General features: G+C 43.5%; 20 protein-coding genes and 1 pseudogene. 9 read left to right on the top strand and 12 right to left on the bottom strand.

Features of this window, described 5'->3' with window-relative positions:
- Window positions 1-144: 144 nt before the first annotated feature.
- Together ACYIA1_RS14170 and ACYIA1_RS14165 are read right to left on the bottom strand one after the other, a co-directional pair.
- Entirely contained in the window at window positions 145-465 is a 321-nt protein-coding gene (locus ACYIA1_RS14170; protein WP_259012110.1) for a T9SS type A sorting domain-containing protein, read from the bottom strand.
- 86 nt (window positions 466-551) lie between these two features.
- Complete coding sequence (locus ACYIA1_RS14165) at window positions 552-1,466, bottom strand: ribonuclease Z (RefSeq protein ID WP_057328035.1); 915 nt, start codon at window positions 1,464-1,466, stop codon at window positions 552-554.
- A 324-nt stretch (window positions 1,467-1,790) separates the two neighbouring features.
- Between ACYIA1_RS14165 and ACYIA1_RS14160 the strand changes: the two genes are divergently transcribed.
- On the top strand, window positions 1,791-3,386 hold the full coding sequence (locus ACYIA1_RS14160) for a M28 family peptidase (RefSeq protein WP_480335598.1): 1,596 nt from the start codon (window positions 1,791-1,793) through the stop codon (window positions 3,384-3,386).
- A 123-nt stretch (window positions 3,387-3,509) separates the two neighbouring features.
- Here ACYIA1_RS14160 and ACYIA1_RS14155 read toward each other — a convergent pair whose 3' ends face one another.
- From ACYIA1_RS14155 to ACYIA1_RS14145, 3 genes are read right to left on the bottom strand one after another with little or no spacing between them, the layout of a single operon-like run.
- A complete protein-coding gene (locus tag ACYIA1_RS14155) occupies window positions 3,510-4,661 on the bottom strand; it encodes a cytochrome d ubiquinol oxidase subunit II (RefSeq protein ID WP_005861074.1) in 1,152 nt (383 codons plus the stop codon).
- 40 nt (window positions 4,662-4,701) lie between these two features.
- Window positions 4,702-6,258, bottom strand: a complete 1,557-nt coding sequence (locus ACYIA1_RS14150) for a cytochrome ubiquinol oxidase subunit I (RefSeq protein WP_480335596.1) — start codon at window positions 6,256-6,258, stop codon at window positions 4,702-4,704.
- A 13-nt stretch (window positions 6,259-6,271) separates the two neighbouring features.
- Window positions 6,272-6,499, bottom strand: coding sequence for a DUF4492 domain-containing protein (locus tag ACYIA1_RS14145; protein WP_005861078.1), 228 nt, complete (start codon window positions 6,497-6,499; stop codon window positions 6,272-6,274).
- Between the two features lie 291 nt (window positions 6,500-6,790).
- Between ACYIA1_RS14145 and ACYIA1_RS14140 the strand changes: the two genes are divergently transcribed.
- The 7 genes from ACYIA1_RS14140 (at window position 6,791) to ACYIA1_RS14110 (ending at window position 12,958) form a co-directional block, all read left to right on the top strand.
- Window positions 6,791-8,281, top strand: a complete 1,491-nt coding sequence (locus tag ACYIA1_RS14140) for a Gfo/Idh/MocA family protein (protein ID WP_036615329.1) — start codon at window positions 6,791-6,793, stop codon at window positions 8,279-8,281.
- A 22-nt stretch (window positions 8,282-8,303) separates the two neighbouring features.
- Window positions 8,304-9,158: a 3-keto-disaccharide hydrolase gene (locus tag ACYIA1_RS14135; RefSeq protein WP_005861081.1), complete on the top strand. Its 855-nt coding sequence runs from the start codon at window positions 8,304-8,306 to the stop codon at window positions 9,156-9,158.
- A 117-nt stretch (window positions 9,159-9,275) separates the two neighbouring features.
- A complete protein-coding gene (locus ACYIA1_RS14130; protein WP_048927913.1) occupies window positions 9,276-9,782 on the top strand; it encodes a DoxX family membrane protein in 507 nt (168 codons plus the stop codon).
- A gap of 5 nt (window positions 9,783-9,787) precedes the next feature.
- Entirely contained in the window at window positions 9,788-11,446 is a 1,659-nt protein-coding gene (locus tag ACYIA1_RS14125) for a Gfo/Idh/MocA family protein (RefSeq protein WP_005861085.1), read from the top strand.
- Window positions 11,447-11,623: 177 nt separating this feature from the next.
- Window positions 11,624-12,031: a DUF6249 domain-containing protein gene (locus ACYIA1_RS14120; protein WP_008773927.1), complete on the top strand. Its 408-nt coding sequence runs from the start codon at window positions 11,624-11,626 to the stop codon at window positions 12,029-12,031.
- A gap of 10 nt (window positions 12,032-12,041) precedes the next feature.
- On the top strand, window positions 12,042-12,605 hold the full coding sequence (locus tag ACYIA1_RS14115) for an RNA polymerase sigma factor (RefSeq protein ID WP_044545237.1): 564 nt from the start codon (window positions 12,042-12,044) through the stop codon (window positions 12,603-12,605).
- Between the two features lie 2 nt (window positions 12,606-12,607).
- Window positions 12,608-12,958, top strand: a complete 351-nt coding sequence (locus ACYIA1_RS14110; RefSeq protein WP_480335591.1) for a hypothetical protein — start codon at window positions 12,608-12,610, stop codon at window positions 12,956-12,958.
- A gap of 73 nt (window positions 12,959-13,031) precedes the next feature.
- Here ACYIA1_RS14110 and ACYIA1_RS14105 read toward each other — a convergent pair whose 3' ends face one another.
- From ACYIA1_RS14105 to ACYIA1_RS14075, 7 genes and pseudogenes are all read right to left on the bottom strand, one after another.
- A complete protein-coding gene (locus ACYIA1_RS14105; protein ID WP_044545239.1) occupies window positions 13,032-14,117 on the bottom strand; it encodes a DUF4097 family beta strand repeat-containing protein in 1,086 nt (361 codons plus the stop codon).
- Between the two features lie 25 nt (window positions 14,118-14,142).
- The gene (locus ACYIA1_RS14100; RefSeq protein ID WP_008773924.1) at window positions 14,143-14,679 is read right to left on the bottom strand and encodes a hypothetical protein; all 537 of its coding nucleotides are present in this window, start codon (window positions 14,677-14,679) and stop codon (window positions 14,143-14,145) included.
- A 2-nt stretch (window positions 14,680-14,681) separates the two neighbouring features.
- Window positions 14,682-15,212, bottom strand: coding sequence for an RNA polymerase sigma factor (locus ACYIA1_RS14095; protein ID WP_005861098.1), 531 nt, complete (start codon window positions 15,210-15,212; stop codon window positions 14,682-14,684).
- Window positions 15,213-15,344: 132 nt separating this feature from the next.
- Entirely contained in the window at window positions 15,345-16,106 is a 762-nt protein-coding gene (locus ACYIA1_RS14090) for a NigD1/NigD2 family lipoprotein (RefSeq protein ID WP_005866685.1), read from the bottom strand.
- 94 nt (window positions 16,107-16,200) lie between these two features.
- Window positions 16,201-17,334, bottom strand: coding sequence for a lipid-A-disaccharide synthase (gene lpxB / locus ACYIA1_RS14085; RefSeq protein WP_057328043.1), 1,134 nt, complete (start codon window positions 17,332-17,334; stop codon window positions 16,201-16,203).
- Window positions 17,335-17,358: 24 nt separating this feature from the next.
- Window positions 17,359-18,126: a 5'/3'-nucleotidase SurE gene (gene surE / locus ACYIA1_RS14080; RefSeq protein ID WP_480335588.1), complete on the bottom strand. Its 768-nt coding sequence runs from the start codon at window positions 18,124-18,126 to the stop codon at window positions 17,359-17,361.
- Window positions 18,127-18,251: 125 nt separating this feature from the next.
- Window positions 18,252-19,168 (bottom strand): annotated as a pseudogene (locus ACYIA1_RS14075) (Rpn family recombination-promoting nuclease/putative transposase).
- Window positions 19,169-20,209: 1,041 nt separating this feature from the next.
- Here ACYIA1_RS14075 and ACYIA1_RS14070 point away from each other — a divergent pair.
- Window positions 20,210-23,731, top strand: a complete 3,522-nt coding sequence (locus ACYIA1_RS14070) for a DUF6383 domain-containing protein (RefSeq protein ID WP_480335586.1) — start codon at window positions 20,210-20,212, stop codon at window positions 23,729-23,731.
- Window positions 23,732-23,900 lie beyond the last annotated feature (169 nt).

Genomic DNA, 23,900 nt, shown 5'->3' with positions numbered 1-23,900 from the left:
CACAATAAAAAAGTATCCCGTGACGGGTGAACACGTGGCATATTAATACTAAAGTAATTAAAAGTTCTTCCGCAGGTATCCTCGTGAGAAGAGAGAGCGGATCAAAAAACAAGCCCCGTGGGATTTATCCTATGGGGCTTTTATTTATCGTATCGCCACCTTGCGTACCGTATCGCCAATGCGGATGATATAATATCCCTTTGCGATATCTACGACATATTCGGCGGTGGACTGCTTGACTTCGATTTCTTTCACCTTGATGCCTACGACACTGTAGATTTCCAAGATACTCCCGACAGGAGCGTTCTCTACCTTGATGCGATTCTCGTAGGCCGTGATTTCGATAGGAGAGGGATCTTCTTGCCTAGAAGTAAATGTCTTGACTCCCGATTTATTAGCTTGCGCGTAAACCGGATAACTTGCGGAGAATGCAAGTGCCAAAGCGATGATATGTATAAGCTTCATTTACTTGTCCCTAAATTCGTACAAATGTAGAAAGTTTTCCGCATATTAGAAAGTAATTAGCTTTATTTCGTAAAACGGATGTATGATTATACGCTAAGCCTCATACCTTCCTCTCCTAAGATCGTGCCGGGAAATATCTTGTCTGCTTCTTTCTTTAACGGTGCCATATTCTCGTAACGAGCCGAGTAATGACCGATAACCAATCGCTTCACTTGGGCTTTATAAGCAATCTCGGCCGCTTGGCGAGCGGTAGAGTGGAAGGTCTCTTTCGCACGTGCGGCGTCACATTCAGCGAAAGTCGCCTCGTGGTATAATAAATCCACCCCTTCAATGATGGGGATTATAGATGGGTGAAAAGCTGTATCCGAGCAATAAGCATACCGTTTGGGAGCGACGGCAGGACGGGTTAAGCGGGCATTCGGGATTACCTCTCCTTCCGGGGTGACGAAATCAGCGCCCCTTTTGATCTCTTGCATCATACGGACGGGAACTTGATAGAAATCTGTCATCTCCCGGATGATATGCGCTTCTTTGGCTTTCTCGGCGAATAAATAGCCACAACAGGGTATACGGTGCTTTAACGGAATGGAATAAACGCTTAAGGAGCGATCTTCCATAACCAACGAATGAGTTGTCGGGTCGATTAAGTTAAAACGGATCTCATAAGGCAACCCTTTGCAAAAGATATCAAGTACCGGACGCATATAGCTCTCGATCTCTTTCGGCCCATGAATAACAAGTTCTCCATTACGTCCCAGCATACCTAATGTAGAGATCAATCCCGGTAGCCCGAAGCAATGATCTCCGTGTAGGTGGGAGATGAAGATATGATTTAAACGGCTGAATTTTATACGCATACGACGCATTTGCACTTGCGTGCCTTCCCCGCAGTCGATCATGTATAGTTTATCTCGTAAATCTACTATTTGAGAAGTCGCCAGATGGCGTGTCGTGGGCAATGCGGAACCGCATCCCAATATGTTTATATCAAAATCAGCCATTTGTTGTCTATGGGAATAATTGAGTGCAAAGATAATACAAAAGCATTTCTGTTCTGTGAAAAATAACAAAAAAACAAAGTGTAATGTATGCAGGATGAGGTGGATTCCATATATTTGTTTGCTGTCCTTCGGGAAAGCGAATATACAGTCGGTAAATAGACTTAAGATATTTTTTTCTAAGCCTTAACTAACTTTTTCTTTTTGTTTAAAACGGTTAAATGTAGAAACGGCCAAGCGTGAGCTTCGCCGTTTCCTTTTTTTATTGTTATTTTGAAATCTAAATACCTATATCTAATAAATTATGTCATTTAACAATCTACGATTATGAACAAGAATTTTATCTCTGTTTTCTTCCTGATGCTCGCTATGGGCGTATCTGTTATGGCCCAGAGTTATGAGGAAGATTTGGCTTTTTTTAAGGAACGAGTAAAGACTTTAGGCTCGGATGAGTTCGGAGGGCGTAAGCCTTTGACCGAGTATGAGACGAAAACAATCCATTACATCGCTGATGAATTTAAGAAACTAGGTCTTCAGCCTGCTAATGGCGATAGTTATTTCCAGCCGGTGAAGGAAATATCTACTTTTACCCGTCCGGTAAAGGATAAGATCACGGTGAAATGCGCGAAAGACTCTATGGATTTGAAGTTCTCGGATGATATTGTCGTTTGGACGAACCGGGGGACTGAAAAGGTAGTTATCCCTACTACGGATTATGTGTTCTGTGGGTTTGGTATTAATGCGCCGGAATATGGTTGGAACGATTATGCGAATGTAGACGTGAAGGGGAAAATCGTTATCGCTATGGTGAATGATCCCGGTTTTTATGACGCGTCTTTGTTTCGCGGAAAGAACATGACCTATTATGGTCGTTGGACTTATAAGTTCGAGGAGGCGCAACGCCAAGGTGCCGCAGGTTTATTGGTTCTTCATAACGAGGCGGCCGCTTCGTATGGTTGGAAGGTCTGTCAGGCTTCTCACGTGCAGACAAATATCGCTCTTTGCTCGGAGACAATGAATGCGGAAGCTTTGGGCATGAAGGGATGGCTCTCGGAGGAGGCTTGCAAGAAAATGTTCGCCCTTAGCGGATTGAATTTTGATGAGACGATTGCCGCGGCGAAGAAACCGGGTTTCAAGAGTTTTACGATGAAGGCGAAGAGTAAGGTTATATTAAATGTAAAGATGACCGTAGGCGAGTCTCATAATGTGGCGGCTGTTTTACCGGGCACGGACTTGAAAGATGAATACTTGGTTTTTACCGCTCATTGGGATCATTTTGGGATCGGTACTCCGATAGATGGGGATAGTATCTATAATGGCGCTAGTGATAATGCTTCGGGTGTGGCTACCTTAATACTATTAGCTAAGAAATATCAATCATTGCCTGTTCGTCCTCGTCGCTCTATCGTATTCGTGGCGGTGACTTCCGAGGAATGTGGCTTATTAGGTTCTCAGTACTATTGTGAGCATCCTTTGTTCCCGTTATCTAAAACAGCTATTAACTTGAATTTTGACGGCACGGCCCCACGTGAGCGAACCCATGATGTTTCTCTCCGGGCAGCGGGCAAGACGGATACAGATGCCTTGGTGATCGCTATGGCCTCGGCACAAGGACGGACCGTGAAGGTTATTACCGAAGATCCTGCGGGTGGTTATTTCCGTTCCGATCATTTTAATTTCGTGAAAAAAGGCGTACCTACGATTTTAGTTGGTGGCGGTAAGGATTACGTGGATAAAGCACGCCATGAGGCTAAACCGAAAGTTTACCGGTATCACCAACCGAATGATGAGTATGATGAATCTTGGTGGGATTTTGATGGGGCTATGGAAGATATGAACTTAATGTTTAGTATCGGTTTAGTTATCGCCAACAATGATGAGATGCCTAAGTGGACAAAAGAGGCGGACTTCCAAAGGCAATAAATTAATGTGCCAATGTAGCAATATGCCAATATGCTAATGTGTCAATTAAGATACTATCACTTGCATTCTCACTGGCACATTGACATATTGGCACATTGGCATATTATTTAATTGGCACATTATTTAATAGGTATGACCTCCTTCTTGCATTTCCTTACTATTGATCTTATGTAGATCAAGCGCTCTCCAAGCATAGAAAATGTAGGCTAATACGAATGGGACGAGAATAGATACATAGCTCATTACTTTCAACGTGAATGGGCTTGAGCAACTATTCTGGATCGTCAATGAACTTTGTAGATCCGCCAAAGATGGGTAGTAAGCCGTATTATTCCATCCTGCGCAAAGTAATAAAGCTAATACGGTCAAGACAGTCCCTGCTCCCGCGAACCAGATGCCTTTTCTCCAAGTCTTCGAGAATATCGTTTTCCCTATGCCGAATAACACGCCAACCACGCCAATCAATAATACAGCTAACACGATTGGCATCTCGATCAGGTTCATAAAATACTTATACGGTTGCATAAATACTTCTCCGGTATCCGGGTTTACAGCGAAACCGTCCACCAACAATAAACGGATCAAGAATGTCAAGAAAAAGACGAGGAACAAGATTGTCTCCGGTATCAATTGTTTCCGGCTTTTAGCGACAATCTCTGGATCATCGATATTGTTGATAAAATAGAGTAGGGCCAGAGCTCGTGCCAAGAAGAAAACTGCCAGTCCTAGGCACAAATTCCAAAATACCAAAGCCGCCTCTAATCCATGCCAAGGATTGGCCCACGTGGAAATGACGGGCATGGCTACATCAGTCAACTGTTCTTTGTTAACAATAAATTCGGCGCCGTTAAAGAAGGTCGCTACAGCGGTTCCGAGTAAGATCGGACCTGCTATACCATTGATCATAAGAAATACTTGATACGTCTTTTTCCCGAGTAAGTTGCCTTTTTTCGCTTGATACTCGTAAGATACAGCTTGTATCACGAAGCAAAGTAAGATCAGCATCCATACCCAATAGGCTCCGCCGAAGCTTGTGGAATAAAATAAAGGGAAAGAGGCGAAGAAAGCACCTCCGAAAGTGACCAACGTAGTGAAAGTAAACTCCCACTTACGCCCGGTCGAGTTCAATAACATTTTTTGCTGTATCTCCGTCTTGCCGATAGTGAAGAGTAGAGATTGGCCTCCTTGTACAAAAAGAAGGAATACTAATAGCGCTCCCAGTAGAGATACCAGAAACCACCAGTAATGTTGTAACAATATATATGTACTATCCATAGGACTTTCTAATTAAGAATTGATATTTGAAAATTGAAAATTAGTGGGCGGCAGCTTCCGGCCCTTTCTTGATGGCCTTAACCATGATTCCAATCTCTGCGATCAGCAGGATCGTAAATAAGATAAGGAACAGGTAGAAAGTGGTCTGTACCGAGGACGGGTTTAACTTGGATATCGAAGCGCTGGTCGGCAAGATATCCTGTATAGCCCAAGGCTGACGTCCTATCTCCGCTACGATCCAACCGGCTTGTCCCGCTATATATCCTAAAGGTATAGACCATAGGCCCACGTATTGCAACCAACGTGTATTAGCGATTTTCCCTTTTTTATCCCATATCAACGTAATAATGAATAGTAAGATGAAGAAACAACCAAGGATCACCATCACACGGAAAGAATAGAATGTCAATCCTACATGCGGGATTAACTCTGCCGGATCCTTAATATAACCATATCCGAAATAGGGGAAATTCTCTTCCAAAGTTACCCTGTATTGCCCGGCGGCTGCGGTATCTTTATCTTTGACCGCTTTACGATAATCAGCTAACGCTTTGATAGCGGCTTTACCTTTCTCAATTTTTTCTTTGGCGGAGAGCGCTACCGTTCCCTTATTGGTCGTATAGCCTCCCTCTATCAAGTTTACGATACCCGGAACGTATGCGTTGATGTCACGTTCTGCTAAGAAGGAGAGGAGCTTGGGGAACTTAATGTCAAAAATAAATGCGTTCTGGTTATCCAGATAACTCGTCTTTGCCGGATTTAAGATGCCGATACCTACGAGTCCTACTCCGTTGCCACCCTCATAAAGACCTTCCATGGCGGCTAGTTTCATCGGCTGCTTTTGAGCGACTTGGTAAGCGGAGCCATCACCCGTCCAGATAATAAGGATGGAGGCTACCAACCCGAATATAGCGCTGACCTTGATACTTGACAAAGCGAATTCGGTATTCCGTTTCTTTAATAAATACCAGCAGCTGATTCCTAGTACGAACAAGGCGCCTACGATCCAACCGGACAATACCGTATGGAAAAACTTATTAATGGCGACAGGCGATAAGGCTACGGCCCAGAAATCGAACATCTCGTTACGGACCGTATCCGGATTGAAATGCATACCGACCGGATATTGCATCCATGCGTTAGCGATCAAGATCCAGAGAGCGGAAAGAGTAGCACCGATAATCGTCAGCCAAGTGGAGGCGAGATGAAAGCGTTTGCTAACCTTGTCCCAACCAAAAAACATAACAGCGATAAAGGTAGCTTCCATAAAGAAGGCGAGAATTCCCTCGATAGCCAAAGGTGCCCCGAAGATATCCCCGACAAACCAACTATAGTTAGACCAGTTGGTTCCGAACTCGAACTCGAGGATCAATCCCGTAGCGACACCGATAGCGAAATTGATACCGAATAATTTCATCCAAAATTGGGCGGTCTTTTTCCATGCCTCATTACCTGTCCGATAATAAATCGTCTCCATAATAGCTTGGATAACGCCAAGTCCTAGTGTTAGTGGCACGAAGAGCCAATGATACATGGCAGTAAGGGCAAATTGAGCCCTCGACCAATCGATCAATGAAGTGTCAATGTTTTCAATCATATTTATTAATGTTTTAAGGATTTATTGCCCGTTGTATGAGTTCGTTCGATACGTGGTTCTCCTTCTCACTATCGCTATCGAATTGCCCGAGATAATTAGGAAAGAAGAATAATCTCAGGATAAAAAACATGATAAACAATTTGACTAGAATGATTAGCCAAAGAGTCTTGCCCAGCTTCATCTCCCGGAATCCTTCCAGATAAAAGCGATATATTCGTATGAATGCAGATTCTTTTTTCATATAGTTGTTCTCATTTAAGATAACAGTTGTTAATATGAATATGTTTTCATGTTTTTACAAATATATCCAAACTGCGTTAATAAAATACCCCCAATCCTATAGATAATATTTATGAAATTATAAATAAGATCTATCCTGTCTGTTAAAAAAAACTATTTTAAATAAGAAAGCGGTCTTTTGATCTTGTCAATAATACAGCATTGGCTATATTTGCGACAATTTGTTGCCTGTAAAGGTGTAAAGACACATGAAATATCATTGTTAAGTGCTAATCTATAAAAAATTATTACTATGTCAAACATTACTAGAAGATCTTTTCTTCAAAAAGGTACGGCTGCCGCAGCAGCTTTGACTATTGTTCCGAGTGCGGTCCTAGGTAAAACCCATGGTCATATCGCTCCAACTGATAAATTGAATATTGCCGGTGTAGGTATCGGAGGTATGGGTAACGCTAACTTAAAGAACATGGAGACTACCGAGAATATCGTAGCTCTTTGTGATATTGACTGGAAGTATGCGAAACCGGTATTCGACCGTCATCCTCAAGCTAAGAAATACTGGGATTATCGTAAGATGTATGATGAGATGGGTAAATCTATCGACGCTGTGTTGGTAGCTACCGCCGACCATACTCATGCCATGATCACGGCTGACGCTATGACGCTTGGCAAACACGTATACACTCAGAAACCGTTGACTCACTCTGTTTATGAGTCCCGTTTGCTTACGAACTTGGCTAAGAAGTATGACGTAGCTACTCAGATGGGTAACCAAGGTTCTTCATTGGCTGAAGGTGTAGATTTGATCTGCGAATGGATTTGGAATGGTGAGATTGGTGAGGTTACTAAAGTAGAATGCGCTACCAACCGTCCTATTTGGCCGCAAGGTTTGAACGCTCCTGAGAAAGTAGATAAGATTCCTTCTACATTGAATTGGGATTTGTTTACGGGTCCTGCTAAATTGAGACCGTTTAATAAGACATATCATCCTTGGAACTGGCGCGGATGGTGGGATTATGGTACAGGTGCGTTGGGTGATATGGCTTGCCACATCTTGCATCCGGTATTCAAAGGCTTGAATTTAGGCTATCCGACAAGAGTACAAGGTTCTTCTACATTGTTATTACAAGACTGTGCTCCTAACGCTCAGCATGTTAAGTTGGTATTCCCGGCTCGTGATAATATGCCGAAGGTAGCTATGCCGGAGGTTGAAGTTCACTGGTATGATGGTGGTATGATGCCGGATCGTCCAGAAGGATTCCCTCAAGGTAAGGAATTGATGGGTGAAGGTGGTGGATTGTGTATCTTCCACGGTACGAAAGATACATTGATCTGCGGTTGCTACGGTGTTAACCCATGGTTGTTATCTGGTCGTAAACCGAACGTTCCTCAAACATTGCGCCGTGTGAAAGATGCTATGAAGGGTGGTCACGAACAAGACTGGATCCGTGCTTGTAAGGAAAGCGCTGGTAGCCGTGTTCAGACGAAGTCTAACTTCTTGGAGGCTGGTCCGTTCAATGAAATGGTTGTAATGGGTGTATTGGCTGTTCGTTTACAAAGATTGAATAAAGAATTGTTGTGGGATGGTCCTAACATGAGATTTACGAATATCGATCCGAATGATACGATCAAGATTATCCAGAAAGATACCTTCGAGGTTATCGATGGCGACCCGAAATTTAAGACAGTGTGGACGGATCCTATCAACGCTCAAGAATTTGCTGCAGGTTTGATTAAGCACAATTATCGTGACGGTTGGAAGCTGGTAGATATGCCGAGATAATAGTTTTAACTCAATAAATAAAATGAAAAAGTCAGTATTATTAGCAAGTGCTGCTATCATGATGTGTTATTTTACATCTTGTGGTGGTGGAAAGAAAACAGAAGAAGCTCCTGCAGCTGCTGAGACTACAACAGAAGCCGCAGCTCCTGAGTACAAGCTCATGACAGATCTTCCTACTGTAGATATCACGACTTTCCCGAAAGATAAAGAGGGTAGATATGTGATCTTCGATGGTAAGACATTCAATGGCTGGAGAGGTTATGACCGTGCTGACGTTCCGGGTGCTTGGACAATCGAGGACGGAGCGATCAAAATCAATGGCTCTGGTGCTGGTGAGGCTGGTGCTTCCAACGGTGGGGACTTGATCTTCGCTCATAAGTTGGGTAACTTCGAGCTTGAGTTCGAATGGAAAGTAGGTAAAGGATCTAACTCTGGTGTATTCATCATGATTCAAGAGGTAGAAGGACAACCTTCTTACATCTCTGCTCCTGAGTACCAAGTATTGGATAACGAGAACCATCCGGACGCTAAGTTAGGTAAGGATGGCAACCGTAAATCTTCTTCTTTGTATGACATGATTCCTGCTAAACCGCAGAACGCAAAACCGTTCGGTGAGTGGAACAAGGGTAAGATCATGTGCTATAAGGGTACAGTTGTTCACTATTTGAATAGCGATGAACCTGTTGTTGAGTATCACTTGTGGACTCCGCAATGGAAAGAAATGTTGGATAACAGCAAATTTAGCAAAGACAAATGGCCGTTGGCTTATGAGTTGTTGTTGAATTGCGGTGGCGCTAACAAAGAAGGTTTCATCGGATTTCAAGACCACGGGGATGATGTTTGGTTCCGTAACATTACTGTTAAAGTTTTGGATTAATCGTATCAAGCACATTTTAGCATAAATAACGCCCGAGGCCTAAATCTATGATTTTAGCTTCGGGTGTTGTGTTTTTAATAATCGACTTTTTCTAAACCAATTTTTTAGGACCAAGAAATGAAAATAGAACAAGGTTACACGAAAGCGCAGATGACTTGGCTGATGATGCTGCGTCTTTTTATAGGTTGGCACTTTATGTATGAAGGCCTAGTAAAAATCATGAACCCAAAATGGACATCTCTACCCTATCTACTCGATTCAAAGGGTCCCGCTGCTTCATTTTTTATCAAATTGACTCAAGACGACAGTTTGATGACAACTATCAACCTCTTGAATGAGTGGGCTCTGTTATTGATCGGCCTAGGCTTGACTTTAGGCTGTTTGTATCGTTTATCTTCTGTTGGAGGTATGATTCTTCTCGCTATGTACACGTTATCCCACCCCTCTTTTGTGGGAGCGAGCTATATGATGCCGTTTGAAGGCTCTTATTTATGGATTGACAAGAACCTTGTGGAGTTCGCCGCTTTAGGCTTGATGTGCGTATTCCCTACATCACAAATCATAGGATTCGATCGTGTGTTAGGACGTGTGTGTCCGATATTGCATAAACTTAAATTTATTTGATACCCATGGCAACAGAAGATGCAAAGAATACTCCTTCTCAGGAGCAAATGCCCGATAAAGGACGTCGGGACACATTGAAGACATTGGCTACAGTGCCTATCTTAGGTGCTTTGGCATATGGCGTTTACCAAAAAAGGAAAGACGCTTTAAGAGGCCGTAACATATCAGATGTATTTCAGGTAAGTAACAGACAGGCCTCCTATTTGGAGCCGCAAGGCGATGGCAAGAAGATCCGTATCGGTTTGGTCGGCTTCGGTATTCGTGGAAAGCAATTGATGCGTGCCGCAGGTTTCGCTGAGCCTTCTTGGATCGATAAGATGAAAGAAGCTAATAAGTTGAATAAGAAAGACACGCGTTATCAGCAATATATGGAGCAAGATGATCTGAATATTGAGATAACCGCGGTTTGTGATATATTTGATGTATATGGTGAGGCCGCTGTATTGACCGGTTCCAATATCCATCGTGAGGGTAGCGGCGGTAAGTTCGGGCCTGCTCCGAAACGTTACCGGACTTATCAAGAGTTGGTAACGGCTCCGGATGTGGATGCCGTTATTATCGCTGGTCCGGACCACTGGCATAGCACGATCGCTATGGCTGCGGCACGTGCCGGAAAGCATGTATATTGCGAGAAACCGTTATCATGGACGGTTCCTGAGACGTATATGGTTCGCCAAGTGATCAAAGAGACCGGCGTTGTATTTCAGTTAGGTCACCAAGGGCGTCAGACCGACTGTTATCAGAAGGCCGAGGAGATTATCGGTAACGGATTATTAGGTCCTGTTAACTTGATCGAGGTTTGTACGAACCGTAACTCTCCAAATGGTGCTTGGGTATATGATATTATCGAAGGCTCTAATCCTAATACGATTGATTGGAAGCAGTTCGAGGGTGATCCTGAGCGTATTAAGGAATATATGGATTATATGACATCCAACAAGCTTGAAAGATATATCGGTCCGGACGAGCGTAGCAAGTTCAGTCTGGAACGTTTCTTCCGCTGGCGTTGCTGGTGGGATTATAGTACAGGCCTTTCCGGTGACTTGTTGACACATGAGTATGACGCTGTCAACCAGATCATGCATGTGGGTATACCTCATTCCGCTACTTCATCCGGCGGTGTTTATTTCTTCAAGGACGGACGTACGGTACCTGATGTATTGCAGACTACTTTCGAGTGGCCGGATCGTGACTTGACGATGTTGTATAGCGCTACATTGGCAAGTAGCCGTAACCGTGGCAAGGTGTTCATGGGGCATGATGCTTCTATGGAGGTTTCCAATATCTTGGCTATTACGGTTGACCAAGATTCCACTCGTTATGCGGATAAGATCAAGGAAGGTATTATTCCTACAGATACCCCGTTCTATACCTATGTACCGGGACAAAATAGCTCGGATTCCGTTACATCTCCTACGGAGTTGTATTTCGCTAAACGTGGTTTGCTGTATACGTATGTAAATGGTAAACGTTATGATACGACTCACTTGCATATCCGTGAGTGGCTAGAATGTATCCGTCAAGGCAAGACTCCTAGCTGTAATATCGACGCCGCTTTTCAAGAGGCTATGACCGCTCATATGGGTACTCGCGCTTATCTGGAAGGACGTACGATGTACTGGGATAAGGACAAAGAAGAGATCGTAAGAGGTGAACTTGCGTAAGTATCTAAAAAGACGATAAATAACTTTCCCAAGAAGCGAACTTCATAAATGGATGGAGTTCGCTTCTTTTATTTGTGCATGTATAAAATTTCTTCTCTTTTTTGTAACCGATTTGTGATTGCTCATGTCTTATTGATAAAAGCGAATAATTTATTAAACCTTTAAAGAATAAAAGATATGAACGAGTTGTGGATTCCTATTTTAGGTGTTATTTGTGCGGTAGGTATGCCGGTATTGTTAGGTATTATCGCTAGTTACATGACCATTAAAAGTAAGCATGAGGAAAAGATGGCGATGATTGAGAAAGGAATTGTGTTGGAAGAGGCTATGCGGCCCGAGAGAAGGCCTAATCGTTATAATACCCTGCGTAACGGTATTTTTATGATCGGTTTGTCATTGGGTGTGATTGTCGGTATGATGGTCGACTCTGCTTTCACTTACGATAGCGATTGGTTCTTTTTGTTAGTTCCGGCTATTACGATTATGTTCGGTGGAGTAGCTTTTATAATTTATTTCTTTCTTTCCCGTTCTTTAATGGAGAAGGAGAGATTGGAAGACGAGAAGAAAATGCGTCTGGAAGAATAAACGATACCGGATGGATGAGCGAAAGTGGATAGAACGTATTTTGGCAGGGGACACGCAAAGTTTCTCCTGCCTTGTCGCGAAGTATGAGAAGATGGCTTATACCATCGCTCTTCGTATCTTGGAAAATCGCGAGGAGGCAGAAGAGGCTGTACAGGATGCGTTCGTGAAGATGTATCGTGCTCTTTCCGATTTTCATTTCGATAGTAAGTTCTCAACATGGTTTTATAGGATCGTGTATCGTACGGCGTTGACGGCCTTGAGACAACAGCGTATGTTCGTGAGTTATGAGGAGGCGGGCCCTGTAGACCTTTCGAATGACGAAGTTGAATCGGCTACGGCTTTATTAGAGCGTGAGGACCGGAAAGAGATGATCGCACGTACGCTGAAAAAGCTTCCGGTTGATGAGGCCTTGTTGCTTACTCTTTATTATTTGGAGGAATGCTCGGTGGAAGAGATCTGTCAGATCACTGAATTGAGCGCTTCTAATGTGAAAGTAAAACTATTCCGTGGGCGGAAACGGTTTTATGAAGTGTTGCAAGATAAAATGAAATTAGAGACAGCTGATTTGTTATGAATATGAATGAGAAAGATATTGATCATTTGACACGTAAGTTGATGCGAGGGACGGCGGAACAACCTTCGGCCTCATTAAACTCCCGTATTATGGCATTGATTATACAAGAGAAGAAGCGGGTATATAAGTACTATATCAAGAAACGGTTTACACCTGTAGGCATTTTTAGCATGTTTGTCGCTTATATGCTTGTGTTAGTAGGCATCTTGTATTTGGTTAAGCTTTCTCCGGGCGGGGCGGAAACGGTTTTAGGTTCTTTGCGAGCCTATTTCCCGATTGTTTTAACGATTGCTTCCGGGATCTCTTGTTTCTTCCTGTTTACACAACTCGATAACTGGTTGAAGAGAAAATAGATACGCCGGCAAAACACCTCAAAATAAAAATATCCGGTTGTAGAGACGGGGCACGCCCCGTCTCTACAACTGATTAATTGGTCTTGACTTTTAGATTTCCGTAACGATTTCCTTCGAAGTGAATCGTCGGTTGCTTTCCACCATTAATCTCATAGGTGTAATTCTTGTCACGATCCTCATCGTCAAAATGCTTGCGGGTGATATTGAAACCGTTCACGTCGCAGCTTGAATACTTCATGTTCTCCGCTACTATCCGGAAAGAAGTTTTTGCGGGAAGCGCTACCTCTAAATTCCCATAATGGGATTCTACGTTCACCTTCGAGAAAGAGGGAGACAAGTTCCGTATCTTTAAGTTACTATAGCTAAGGCTACTTACATTCAATGCATCCTTAAGGGTCCCGATTTTAGCGTCGCTGTACTTAATCTCCATGTCTAGTCTGCTTACGCTTTCAATGGTGAGATTACCATATTTAATCTCCATGCGTAAAGATTGTATATCCTGTATATCCAGATTGGAATATTTGCTGTCTATCGTTAAATCTTTAGCGTTGCGAATCTTGGCGGTTCCTACGTAGCCCAGATCCAGTTGGGCGTCCTGCAGATTTCCTACCTCGATGTTACCATATTTGGCCTCTATCATTGCGTTGGCTGTGAAATTACCCGCATTCAGGTTGCCGTATTTTACATGGATATCCATGTTGCCGTTATTATCGCTTGGCAAGTTGATGTTTCCGTATTTCTGGTTCAAGTCTGCGGCGAGCTTAGGAGGCATCTGGATATAATAATTGATCGTCATGGACTCATTATTCGAATTGCTATTCATCTCCTTCTTTATCGTAGTGACCGCTGAGACAATACCACCTATCTTCTTGGTCTCGATTTGGATACGGTCCAAGTTCTCTTGAGCACGTTCCTCGCTGCGAGCCTTACATTCTACCTCAACCCGTATAGCTACCGTATTCTGATTCCAGTGGGTAACGGTGATGTTTCCATAACGGTTTTCTACTTGGAGACGATCACCGGCGCTTACGCTGTAGGATTGGGATATCTCTTTTTTCTTGATCTTCTCTTGTGGCCTAGCTATTGCCGATAGATTGCATAGCAGCAATACGAAAGTCAGCAATACGGCGGGACTCAATTTTACGTGTGTCGTGTTCATGATTGATATGTATTAATTGTTATTACTATTTCTGGTTATCCGTGACTTGTTCCATTTGTTTAAGCATCAGCGTGAGGCCCTCCAAGCTATTGCTGTAATGTTGGGTCATGGCGAAAAGACCGTCGTTGGAACAAGGCAAGGTAGGGAGTATCGTTTCCTCGAACATATAATTATCCGTGAGGATCCGTTTGCTCTCTTGCAATAACTCCTCCGCTCCCGGTGTCCGGTCCTGTTTATACAACTTCTTCATTTGCGCCAATACGTCGTTCATTTGCATATTGTAATATAGGCGTAGTTCCTCGATCTCCTCTTGGGTCTCGCAGGTCTGGGCCGTGGTCTTTTGCGCGGGTTCCGGCAGACCGGTCCCTCCCGGCAAGCGGAATAAGAGCAACAAAGCGATAGAGGCAGCTATGGCAAAGACCGAAAGGCTGTATAAGGCCGCACGGTTCTTCCGTGGCTTCGGCAGCTTTTGCTCGAAACGTTCGAAGTGGCCTTCGGGAAGTATCTCATCTTCCTCGAATGCGTCACGGTTCGCGTCTATGAAATTCTTTAGTTTATCCATGTTTAATTGGCTGCTATAATGTCTAACAATTTCCGCTTGGCGCGTAGGTACTGGCTACGGACGCTTGGCGGTTGAATTTTCAGGATAGAGGCGATCTCTTCCATATCATATCCCTCAAAGAGGTAAAGCGAGAGGATTATGCGGTAGCCTGCCGGCAACTTCTTGGTAGCTTCCTTTATCTGTGCCACGGAATATTGGATTTCTTCCTCGTCCGGTCCGTCCGTTTCCGGTTCGGCCAGATTGTCGGAAAGCTCCTCTTGGTCCGGTGCTTGGCGGCGTACATAATCGATGGCCGTATGGATGGCGATGCGATGCATCCATGCCTCAAAGCATTGCCCGTCATGATATTGGTCCAAGCGTGTGAAGATCTTGAGGAACGAGTCCTGCATGGCTTCTTCCGCCTCGGATGAGTTGCCTACGATACGCAAGCAGGCTATATACAATCGCTGTGCGTATTGTTTGTACAACTTCAGTTGCGAGCTCCGGTCTCCCCGGCGGCAACCCTCGATCAGATGTTCGGTTACTTTGTCCATTTGTTTATATAAACGAGAGTGATGCCTTGACCGTTGCATCTTGTAGCGTAAAAATACAAAAAAAAGAAAGGCATCATCTCGACGCCTCTCCTCCTGAACTAAATGATAAAAATAAAAGTTATGTGGGAAGGTTTATTTCATGTCTGTTATATTGGAGATACTATCGTTCGTATAGCCTTGCGAAGTATCCTCCATTTTGGTCTTATCCGAATTATATTTTAATTTATAAGCCTGTTTTCCTTCGGAAGTCCAATAGTTTACGACAAGATCGACCGTCTCTCCTTTGGTATCCGGCAAGGAAGACAAGTTGAACGCCACACGTCCGGCCCCGATCGTATATTGGGGATCATCGTAAGCGTTATGCCTAAACTCCAGCGTATAAGGATCATTCTCGGCATCCGGTTGGATCAGGTTGATAAAGTGGGCGGTCTTGCCTCCCCAGAGTGTCTCGAAATAGATATTCAAATATCCGTCTCCGATCCACATATTATTCTCATAAATACTTACCGGGTCCGTACCATAGATAGAATCATTAGCCGCTCCCTCGTTCTTAGCGATGGATTTCGTAAGGATGTTATGGATCGCGTTAACCTTGACATAATGGGAGAAACCTCCTAGATTACTTTGGGTGGAATCCGCCAATATCGTGAAGTTCACCAAGGCACGTTGGTTAGGCTTCGGCTGATAGTTCGGATAGTTCGTGGCGGCGGGCCATAGCTTATCTCCGTCGTCCAGCCGTAAGTAATATACGTTATTACCTTCCGGTACTACGGTAGCGACCGCTATCCAGATATCACCTAAAGAATAGGAGTCATCGTCATCTAAGCAAGAGGGTAGGGTGAGGGATACTAAAGCGATCCCGATAACCAATAAAAAAGCTCTCAACGTCTTCATTCCTTTTGTTTCTTAAAAAGTTCACATTTCATCGTTCTATGAGGAAAGATGTAAGTTCGGGGTGAAATGCTGCAAAAGACGTTAATAAAAGATGTTAAGAACCAAGGGATTCAACGATTAGCCGTGCCGTACGCTTTGAAGCCCCGGGCATTCCTAGCGTATGGATAATCTCGTCGTATCCGTCTAGCATTCGTTTTCGATAGGCTGGATCTTGTAGGATACGTCCTAGCTCGTCTTGTATTTGCGATTCGGAGAAGCGGGCTCCGAATAGTTCTTGTACGATCTCCCGTCCCCCGATCAGGTTCACGAGGGATATGTATTTCGTATGGAAGAAATGCTTGAAAATAAAGCTGGCCAACTGTCCGGCCACGACATAGTAGCAAACGACTTGCGGAACCCGGAACAGGGCGGTTTCCAAGGTTGCCGTGCCGGAGGTTACCAAGGCGGCGGCGCTATGTTGTAGCAAGGGATAGGTTTTACCGAACACGATCTTGGCGGGATAAGAGCCTATGTATTCTTGATAGTAGGCGGGATCGATGCCCGGCGCTCCGGCTATTACCGGCTGGTAGTCGGGATATGCGGAGGCTACTTTCAGCATGGTCGGTAAATTATCCTTGATCTCTTGTTTGCGGCTACCGGATAGCAAGGCGAGGATAGGCTTGTCGGCCAATCCTTCCTCTTTGATAAATGCATCTTTGGGAATCGCTTGATGCTCCTTGTAATAGGCGACGGAGTCTACAGAAGGATTTCCTACGTAATCTACCGAATAATTAAGCTTCCGGAAAAACTCGGTCTCAAACGGCAGGATGCAGAACATACGATCTACATAACGCCGGAAGTCCTTGATGCGGTATTGTTTCCAGGCCCATATCTTGGGGGATATATAGTAATATACCGGGAGACCCAATTGGGTTTTCACATATTTGGCGATCTTCAGGTTGAATCCCGGGTAGTCAATTAAGATGACGACATCTGGCTGATAGCGGCGGATATCCTCTTGGCACGTCCTCATGTTATTTAAGATGGTGCGCAAGTTCAGCAATACCGGGATAAAGCCCATGAACGCCATCTCCCGGTAATGTTTGACAAGAGTTCCTCCGACGGCTCTCATCAGATCGCCGCCCAGAAAGCGGAACTCGGCCTTCGGGTCATTCTCTTTCAAGGCTGCCATCAAATTCGAGGCGTGCAGGTCTCCGGAGGCTTCTCCGGCTATCAGGTAATACTTCATGAATTGAAAATTGAGAATTGAAAATTAAAGGATCCAGTTGTTTAGGGTGGTCATGAAGTCGTAGTCCGTAACGTCAATCTTGCAGGGGGCTAGGGAGGCGTATCCGCTGTCCAGCGCAAGCATATCATTGTCCGGGTGGATGGGTTTGGCGCTTTCGAAAGCTCCTGTCAACCAGAATACGGGCTCTCCGCTGGCGTTCTCGGAACGCTTGAATTCACGTACCCAACGACCATCCGCTTGGCGACAAACTTTCAACCCTTTCACTTGCGGTAGCTTCGGCACGTTGAGGTTTAAGTAGGTTCCGTGCGGTAAGCCTTCTTTTAATACCCGGCGTGCCAGCATACGTCCAAGACGGCAGCATTCGGAGAAGTCGGCATCAGCCGCATGGTCCAGTAAGGATACACCCATGGAAGGGACATTGAAAATACAGCCCTCGGCGGCGGCACCCATCGTTCCGGAATAATTTACGCAGATAGCCATATTCCCCCCGTGGTTGATACCGGAGACTAACAGATCGGGCTTGCGCTCCAAAACCTCATTAATCGCTAATTTAACGCAATCAACCGGTGTCCCGGTGCAACTATAGATGGTAAGTCCTTCCTCCTTTTTCAACAAGGTATACTTGATAGGAACTAAAGATGTAATGGCACTACCCATCCCGGAACGAGGTCCATCGGGAGCGAATACCACCAAATCGCCTAGATCTTTCAGGCACTCAATCAATTCGTTAATACCTTTGGCCCATACGCCATCATCATTCGTGATCAGAATCAACGGTCTCTCGTTTGTCATATCGTTTTATCCTTATAGTTGTCGTACAAAGGTAACAATAATTTGCGAACAATGGTTGGGGTGTGAGGGATGGGAGTTGTCCTTTCGCCTAATCAGTTGTTGATCAGGCGAAAGGTCTCAGATTATTATAGTTTCTCTATTTCTTCTATGGAGAGGCCGGTGGCAAAGGCGATTTGCTCTATACTAACTCCTAATTTCTTAAGATTAAGTGCTATGGAGTGTTTCTCTTCCTGTCGTCCTTCTGCTTTTCCTTTTTGCAAACCTTCTTGCAAACCTTCCTGCAATCCTTTTTCCATCCCTTTTTTCATGCCTTTCTCGACGGCGAAGTCCAAGGTGTTGTAATAATCATTATACATCTTCCACTCCGCCTCGTACTGCGCCCGTTGTTTGGGGGTGAGGTTCGCCATGGATCCGATGCGTTCCAACCGCTCGAATATGGCCTTGCGTGCCTTGAAAGGCATTCTGTCTAATGTATCCATATACTTTAGTACATAAATCCAACGTTCAAAATCGGTCTCGCATTCTTCCTCCTCTTTGTTGAATCGGGGAAGCTCAATATAGATTTGGCGGAACTTGGGGTTGAATACCTGTCCGGTCTCCCGGTCCGCCAATATGATGTCCCTTCGGAATTTTCCCTCCTTCCCGTTTTTGTCTGACCCGTTCTCTTCGTCCAGCGTGAAGTTCAAGAAGAATACTCCGTACACGGCCGCCAGCTCATAGTCCCTGTTCCCTTTATACCCTGTTCCACCACCGAGTGCGAGAGGTAATACAAGGCCCTGTCCTTGAAGTGGGGCTGTTCCCTGTTCTGCATCTCGATTATGATCCGTTCGCCCTTGTCGGTCTCGCAATGGATATCGAAGATGACTTTCCTTCCTTGCTCTGTCTCGGGCAATCGCTTATTGTTCATGATTCTCAAGTCCATGATCGTATGCTCCCCTTCGAGGAGGTCGTTCAGGAACTCGATTAGTATGTCCTTGTCCATTTCCCTACCGAATATGTGCTTGAAGCCGAAATCGGTGAAGGGATTGATAAATTTTCCCATAGTGTTTATAGGTTTCAGTGATTAATAATGAATAATAGTATAATAAGACGGGGCACCCTGTCTTCCGGTTGTAAAGATACTACTTTTTTAATAGGATAGGCATCGTTTTAGCTTTTAAGAAAACACGTACGAGTTTTTCGGAAACACGTACATGTTTTTCGAAAAACTCGTACGTGTTTTTTGAGAGGCATAATGTAACTACTTCAAATACCGGATCAGCCGATAAATCGTGGGGATAATTTTCCTGAATGTATATTCCACCAAGGGATAGTATGGCCAGGCACTACATGATCTGATCATTTCACATTCGTGAAGAGATCTTTTCACCTACGTGATACAATCGTTTCGCATAGGTGAAAAGATTGTATCACAACCGTGAAACGATTTCATGGGCAGATAGAGCAAGCTACTGCCGATAATGTTTGTATTAAATAGAAAGGCTCAACGGTAACAACTCTTCGTAGGCATCTCTGCGCTCCCTTTCACATCCTTTACAACATATCACTGACATAAAGCAAGTTGGCCGACGTGAAACGTGTGATAAACAAATTGAAGTGTAGATAAAAGTACATTGCGAGATTATCCTCACTATTTATCGGGTGAGCCTGAAAAAGTCGATTCTCCGGGAGTTAAGAATACAAAATGTCAAAGTGTTATATTTTGATATAGATATAAAATGTACGTGCGTACATTAGTATAGAAGAGTAAAGTTTGTATGATTAGTAAATATTTTTCATTAGATGAAACGACTAGTTTAAACGATCGATTCTTTTAGTCATTTGCAAAGGTACGCGTTTCTTCGATACTTGCAACCCTTCCAGACGATTTTTTTATCGCTTATTCTCTTTCTTATCAATAGGATAGGTTATCCTTCACGAAACAAGCGATTCCTTCAACGAACCTCCCGTTTCGACGCTCAAAAAACGCAAGATTTAGACGATCGTTTAGACTAGTCGTTTTTAATAGCAAACGACGATTTTCAATTAGTCTAACAGGTTGATTATCTTAATAAACACTAGTATTAATATTAATTTATTTATTATGAACAAAAAGATTTCTACGCTTCTTGCCGGTGTAATGCTGGCATCTGCGTTCTCTGTCAATGCTGCGATGGAGAATGGCAAATCTTATTTGCTGAAGAGCGGAAGCAATTATTTGTCCGCTGAGACAGATAAGACTTCTGCTGATTATGGCAAACTTGTGTACGGCTCACTTAGCACTAACGATTTGAGTGAAGTTGTTGCCGGTACTTGGAAAGTTTCAACAAAGACTACTTCTGGAGCTGTTGTCTACACCTTCGTAAATAAGGTGACAGGAATGACATTGGCTGTTGATCCTACTTTGGCGAAAACGGCGACCAACGGTCTTTCTGGTGATGTGACATTAGGCAGTGGTACGGTTTCTGAATGGGTATTCGATGCTAGTAACCACATGTATTCTTACTTCAAATCGGACTCAATCGTTTTCTTTGATAATACGGGTGCCCTGAACAAAGGTAAGATTGCGGATTTGTCAGCTGCTTTGGCTGTTACAGAAGATGTAATAAGCACTCCTATTCCAATAAGTGCAGATGATTTAAATACATTGATGTGGTCTGTTGATTCTAAAGATAATTATTTTGCGTTGAATATGGACCCTGAAGTGTCAAAAGGCAAGGCGAATCATTTGACGGCGACAGGACTTCAAGCGGTTAGTGCTGGTAGTGGTTATGTTCAATTGAAAGCTAAGGACAAAAAGGCGGATGACAAACAATTGTATGTAGTTGTCGATACGGCTTATTATGAAGGAACTGAGACTAGCGGTCAGTTGTTGAAATATACCTATGACGTATTAAACGCAGACAATCGCTTGACTGGTTCTTATAAGTTCAAGTTCACTTATAATGTGAAAGAAGACAAACTCTATGTTCAAGTAGCGGAAGTTGCGGATAAATTAGTGAAAGCATCGGGTCAAACTGACGAGCAGTTTGCGAAGGATATCAAAGACAATAATAATAATTCTTATTGGTCTAATCAAGGAAAAACTGTAACGACAAGATCTGACAAGTACATCTACATGGCTAAATTGGACGGTACGAATGTGTTGACACTGAATACGAATGAGACGGATGGTGGTACTCCTACCGCTGCTTCACAGAATATTACGGTTAAGACTTCTGCTGACTATAGTAGCCTTACATTAACTACGATTCCTTCTGGTGTATACTTGATCCAGTATAAGGCTGGTGGTTCTTACAATACAGAAAAGGTAGGTTCTTATGTATTCGCTAATTTGGCTGGTTATTTCGGTTGGGCTGCTCAAGCTCGTAACCAAGAGTTCAAGCATATGCCGGCTGCTCAATGGGTAGTAGAGAAGAAAGGTACATCTTCTATTGCGCCGATCTCAATTACGAACCGTGAGTTCTCTGATGATAGCTATAAGACTTCTTATCAAATTCCTTCTGATATGCAATTATTCGCAGTAGAGGGTAGTGCTAATGAGGTATTCTATTTTAATGGAAACCAAAAGGATACGGTTAGCTTTATTAAAGTTGACGAGGATCTTGTAAAGGATGCTAAACTGGGATATAAGTATGTATCAGAAAATGAAGCTAAGGTTCAAACTTATCTGTTTAACTATTTGCATGGATTGGCATTAGATAAATATCTTAATGTTCCGTCAGGGAAGGATTCTATTGTACGTGTAGATGAGACTGGAGCTAAAGCAAGTTTCCGCTTACAAGTGGTTGTTAAAGACGATAAGTATGGTTATGGCGATGGTTTGGTAAGAAATGTTTACCGTATCACGGACGGAAAAGGTCGTTATTTGACTTATGACGGGACAACGAAGAAGTATATGATGAAGACTTATCCTACTGATTATTTCTTGAAAGAGAATAATGATATCGAAGGAAAAGAATATTATACTTTGGTTGAGGCTAATTTGCGTAATACATCTATGACACAGGCGCAAGCACAGGCATGGTATCCAGAATGGTGTAAGGGTATGGCTGTCGCAGATGCAATGACTATCGAGGAGCAATATACTCCGGAGGGAGGATCTGCTACTTATGTGACGGTTGGTGGAACCTCTTATTTGGCTTATCCGGGTTCTTCTGATATTGTTGCTGTAGCGATGTATGATAAAGACGGCCAACGATTGGTAGATGATAATAGTAAGGTAGACTACTATACTTATCAGAATGTTAATGGTAAGATTGCGTTGAAGAAAGTAGGAGCTGCTCAATATGCCTCTAGAAATTACGCTTCAGTGAAGGTCTCTGTTGACGACAACACGTTGGATTTGACTCGTGGTTCTTTGGATGATAAATTCTATAGCAATCAAGAGATTCGTACATCTGCTTTCGCCGTAGCAATGGATGATTCTCCTTTGTACCGTCGCTTCAACAACGCCGCTCTTGGTGAGAATGTAAATGACGGTCCTGATAGCTTGACATTCGTTGAGAGCGTTCGTAATGAGTACTTAATGGATGAGTGGAACCCGAACTTGACTACGGAAACTGTTGATTACGCTGGTATCTGGAATAAGGATAAGGCTGAGGGTAAATTAGCGTTCCGTATTGATACGGCTTGGTTGAATCGTGGTCTTGGAAATATCAAACCTCAATATTTGATCTCCGTGGCTCGTGACGACCAAGAGGGTGTTGAGACAGTTCCTTGTACAGAGGCTGGTCCTCACGTTGACGCTAACGGTAACATTACAACAGATCCTTCTAAGTGTGTTCATGCTCAACATGGTCGTGCTGGCTTCGCTTATGGCAAATACTTGGTTAACTTCTCAGACTCTGCCCAAGCGTTCATCGATAGAGAGGCTAAGGTTAATCCTTATATGTTCACAACGAATTCTAGTGCTAATAGCAGCTATACCCGTGTAGGTTTTGTTAAGGCTATCCATGCTGGTGACAGCTTGTTCGTATTGACAAATGGTTTCGAGAATGTAGAACCGGCTAAGTTAGATACGGCGACAATCATCGCTAACTATAAGAAAGCTAAGCTGGAAAACTTCATCGTAGACTTGGTTGGTGACAAACATAAGAATGTAACTTGGTCATTCCGTTATATTAACCCGGATAAGGCTGGTGCCGTAACAGAAGAAGGTGCAGAGAACGCATTCTTGTTCGAGTCTAATGTTTATGGCGAGAAAGATCAAAATTATAGAACCGTAAATGGTGACGCTGATCGTGCTATCGCTCCGACATATGCTGCCGCATGGTTGAAAATGCATAATGGTTGTTTGGTACTGACAGATATCAATTCACAGTTCTCTTCCGCAAAGACCAATGGTGATGGCGCATTAATCTTTAATGTCGCTCAGAAGGATGAAGAAGATATGGTTACATCTAATGATAACATCAACAATGTTGAAGGTGTATCTGTAGTAGCTGGTAATGGTACTGTAACTATCCAAGGTGCTGTTGGTAAATCAGTAGTTATCTCTAACATCTTAGGTAAGGTAGTCGCTGAGACAGTTCTTACATCTGATAACGCAACAATTGCCGTACCTGCCGGTATCGTAGCTGTAGCTGTTGATGGTGAGGAAGCTGTTAAAGTGGTTGTTAAATAATTAAACAAATAGATAGGTCAAGAGATGGGGGAATCCCCCATCTCTTCCTTTAAGAAGATATTTATAATTCTGAAATTCCCGTGTGGAGATAGATTCTTCAAGTACACCGCGATGGTAGAACATGCGGGGGTATTAATACTAAAGTAATAAATTAAAAGCTCAGGTCACG

Source organism: Parabacteroides sp. KHUB-02 (assembly GCF_056640955.1).
This window is presented reverse-complemented; position numbering and strand designations above follow the sequence as displayed.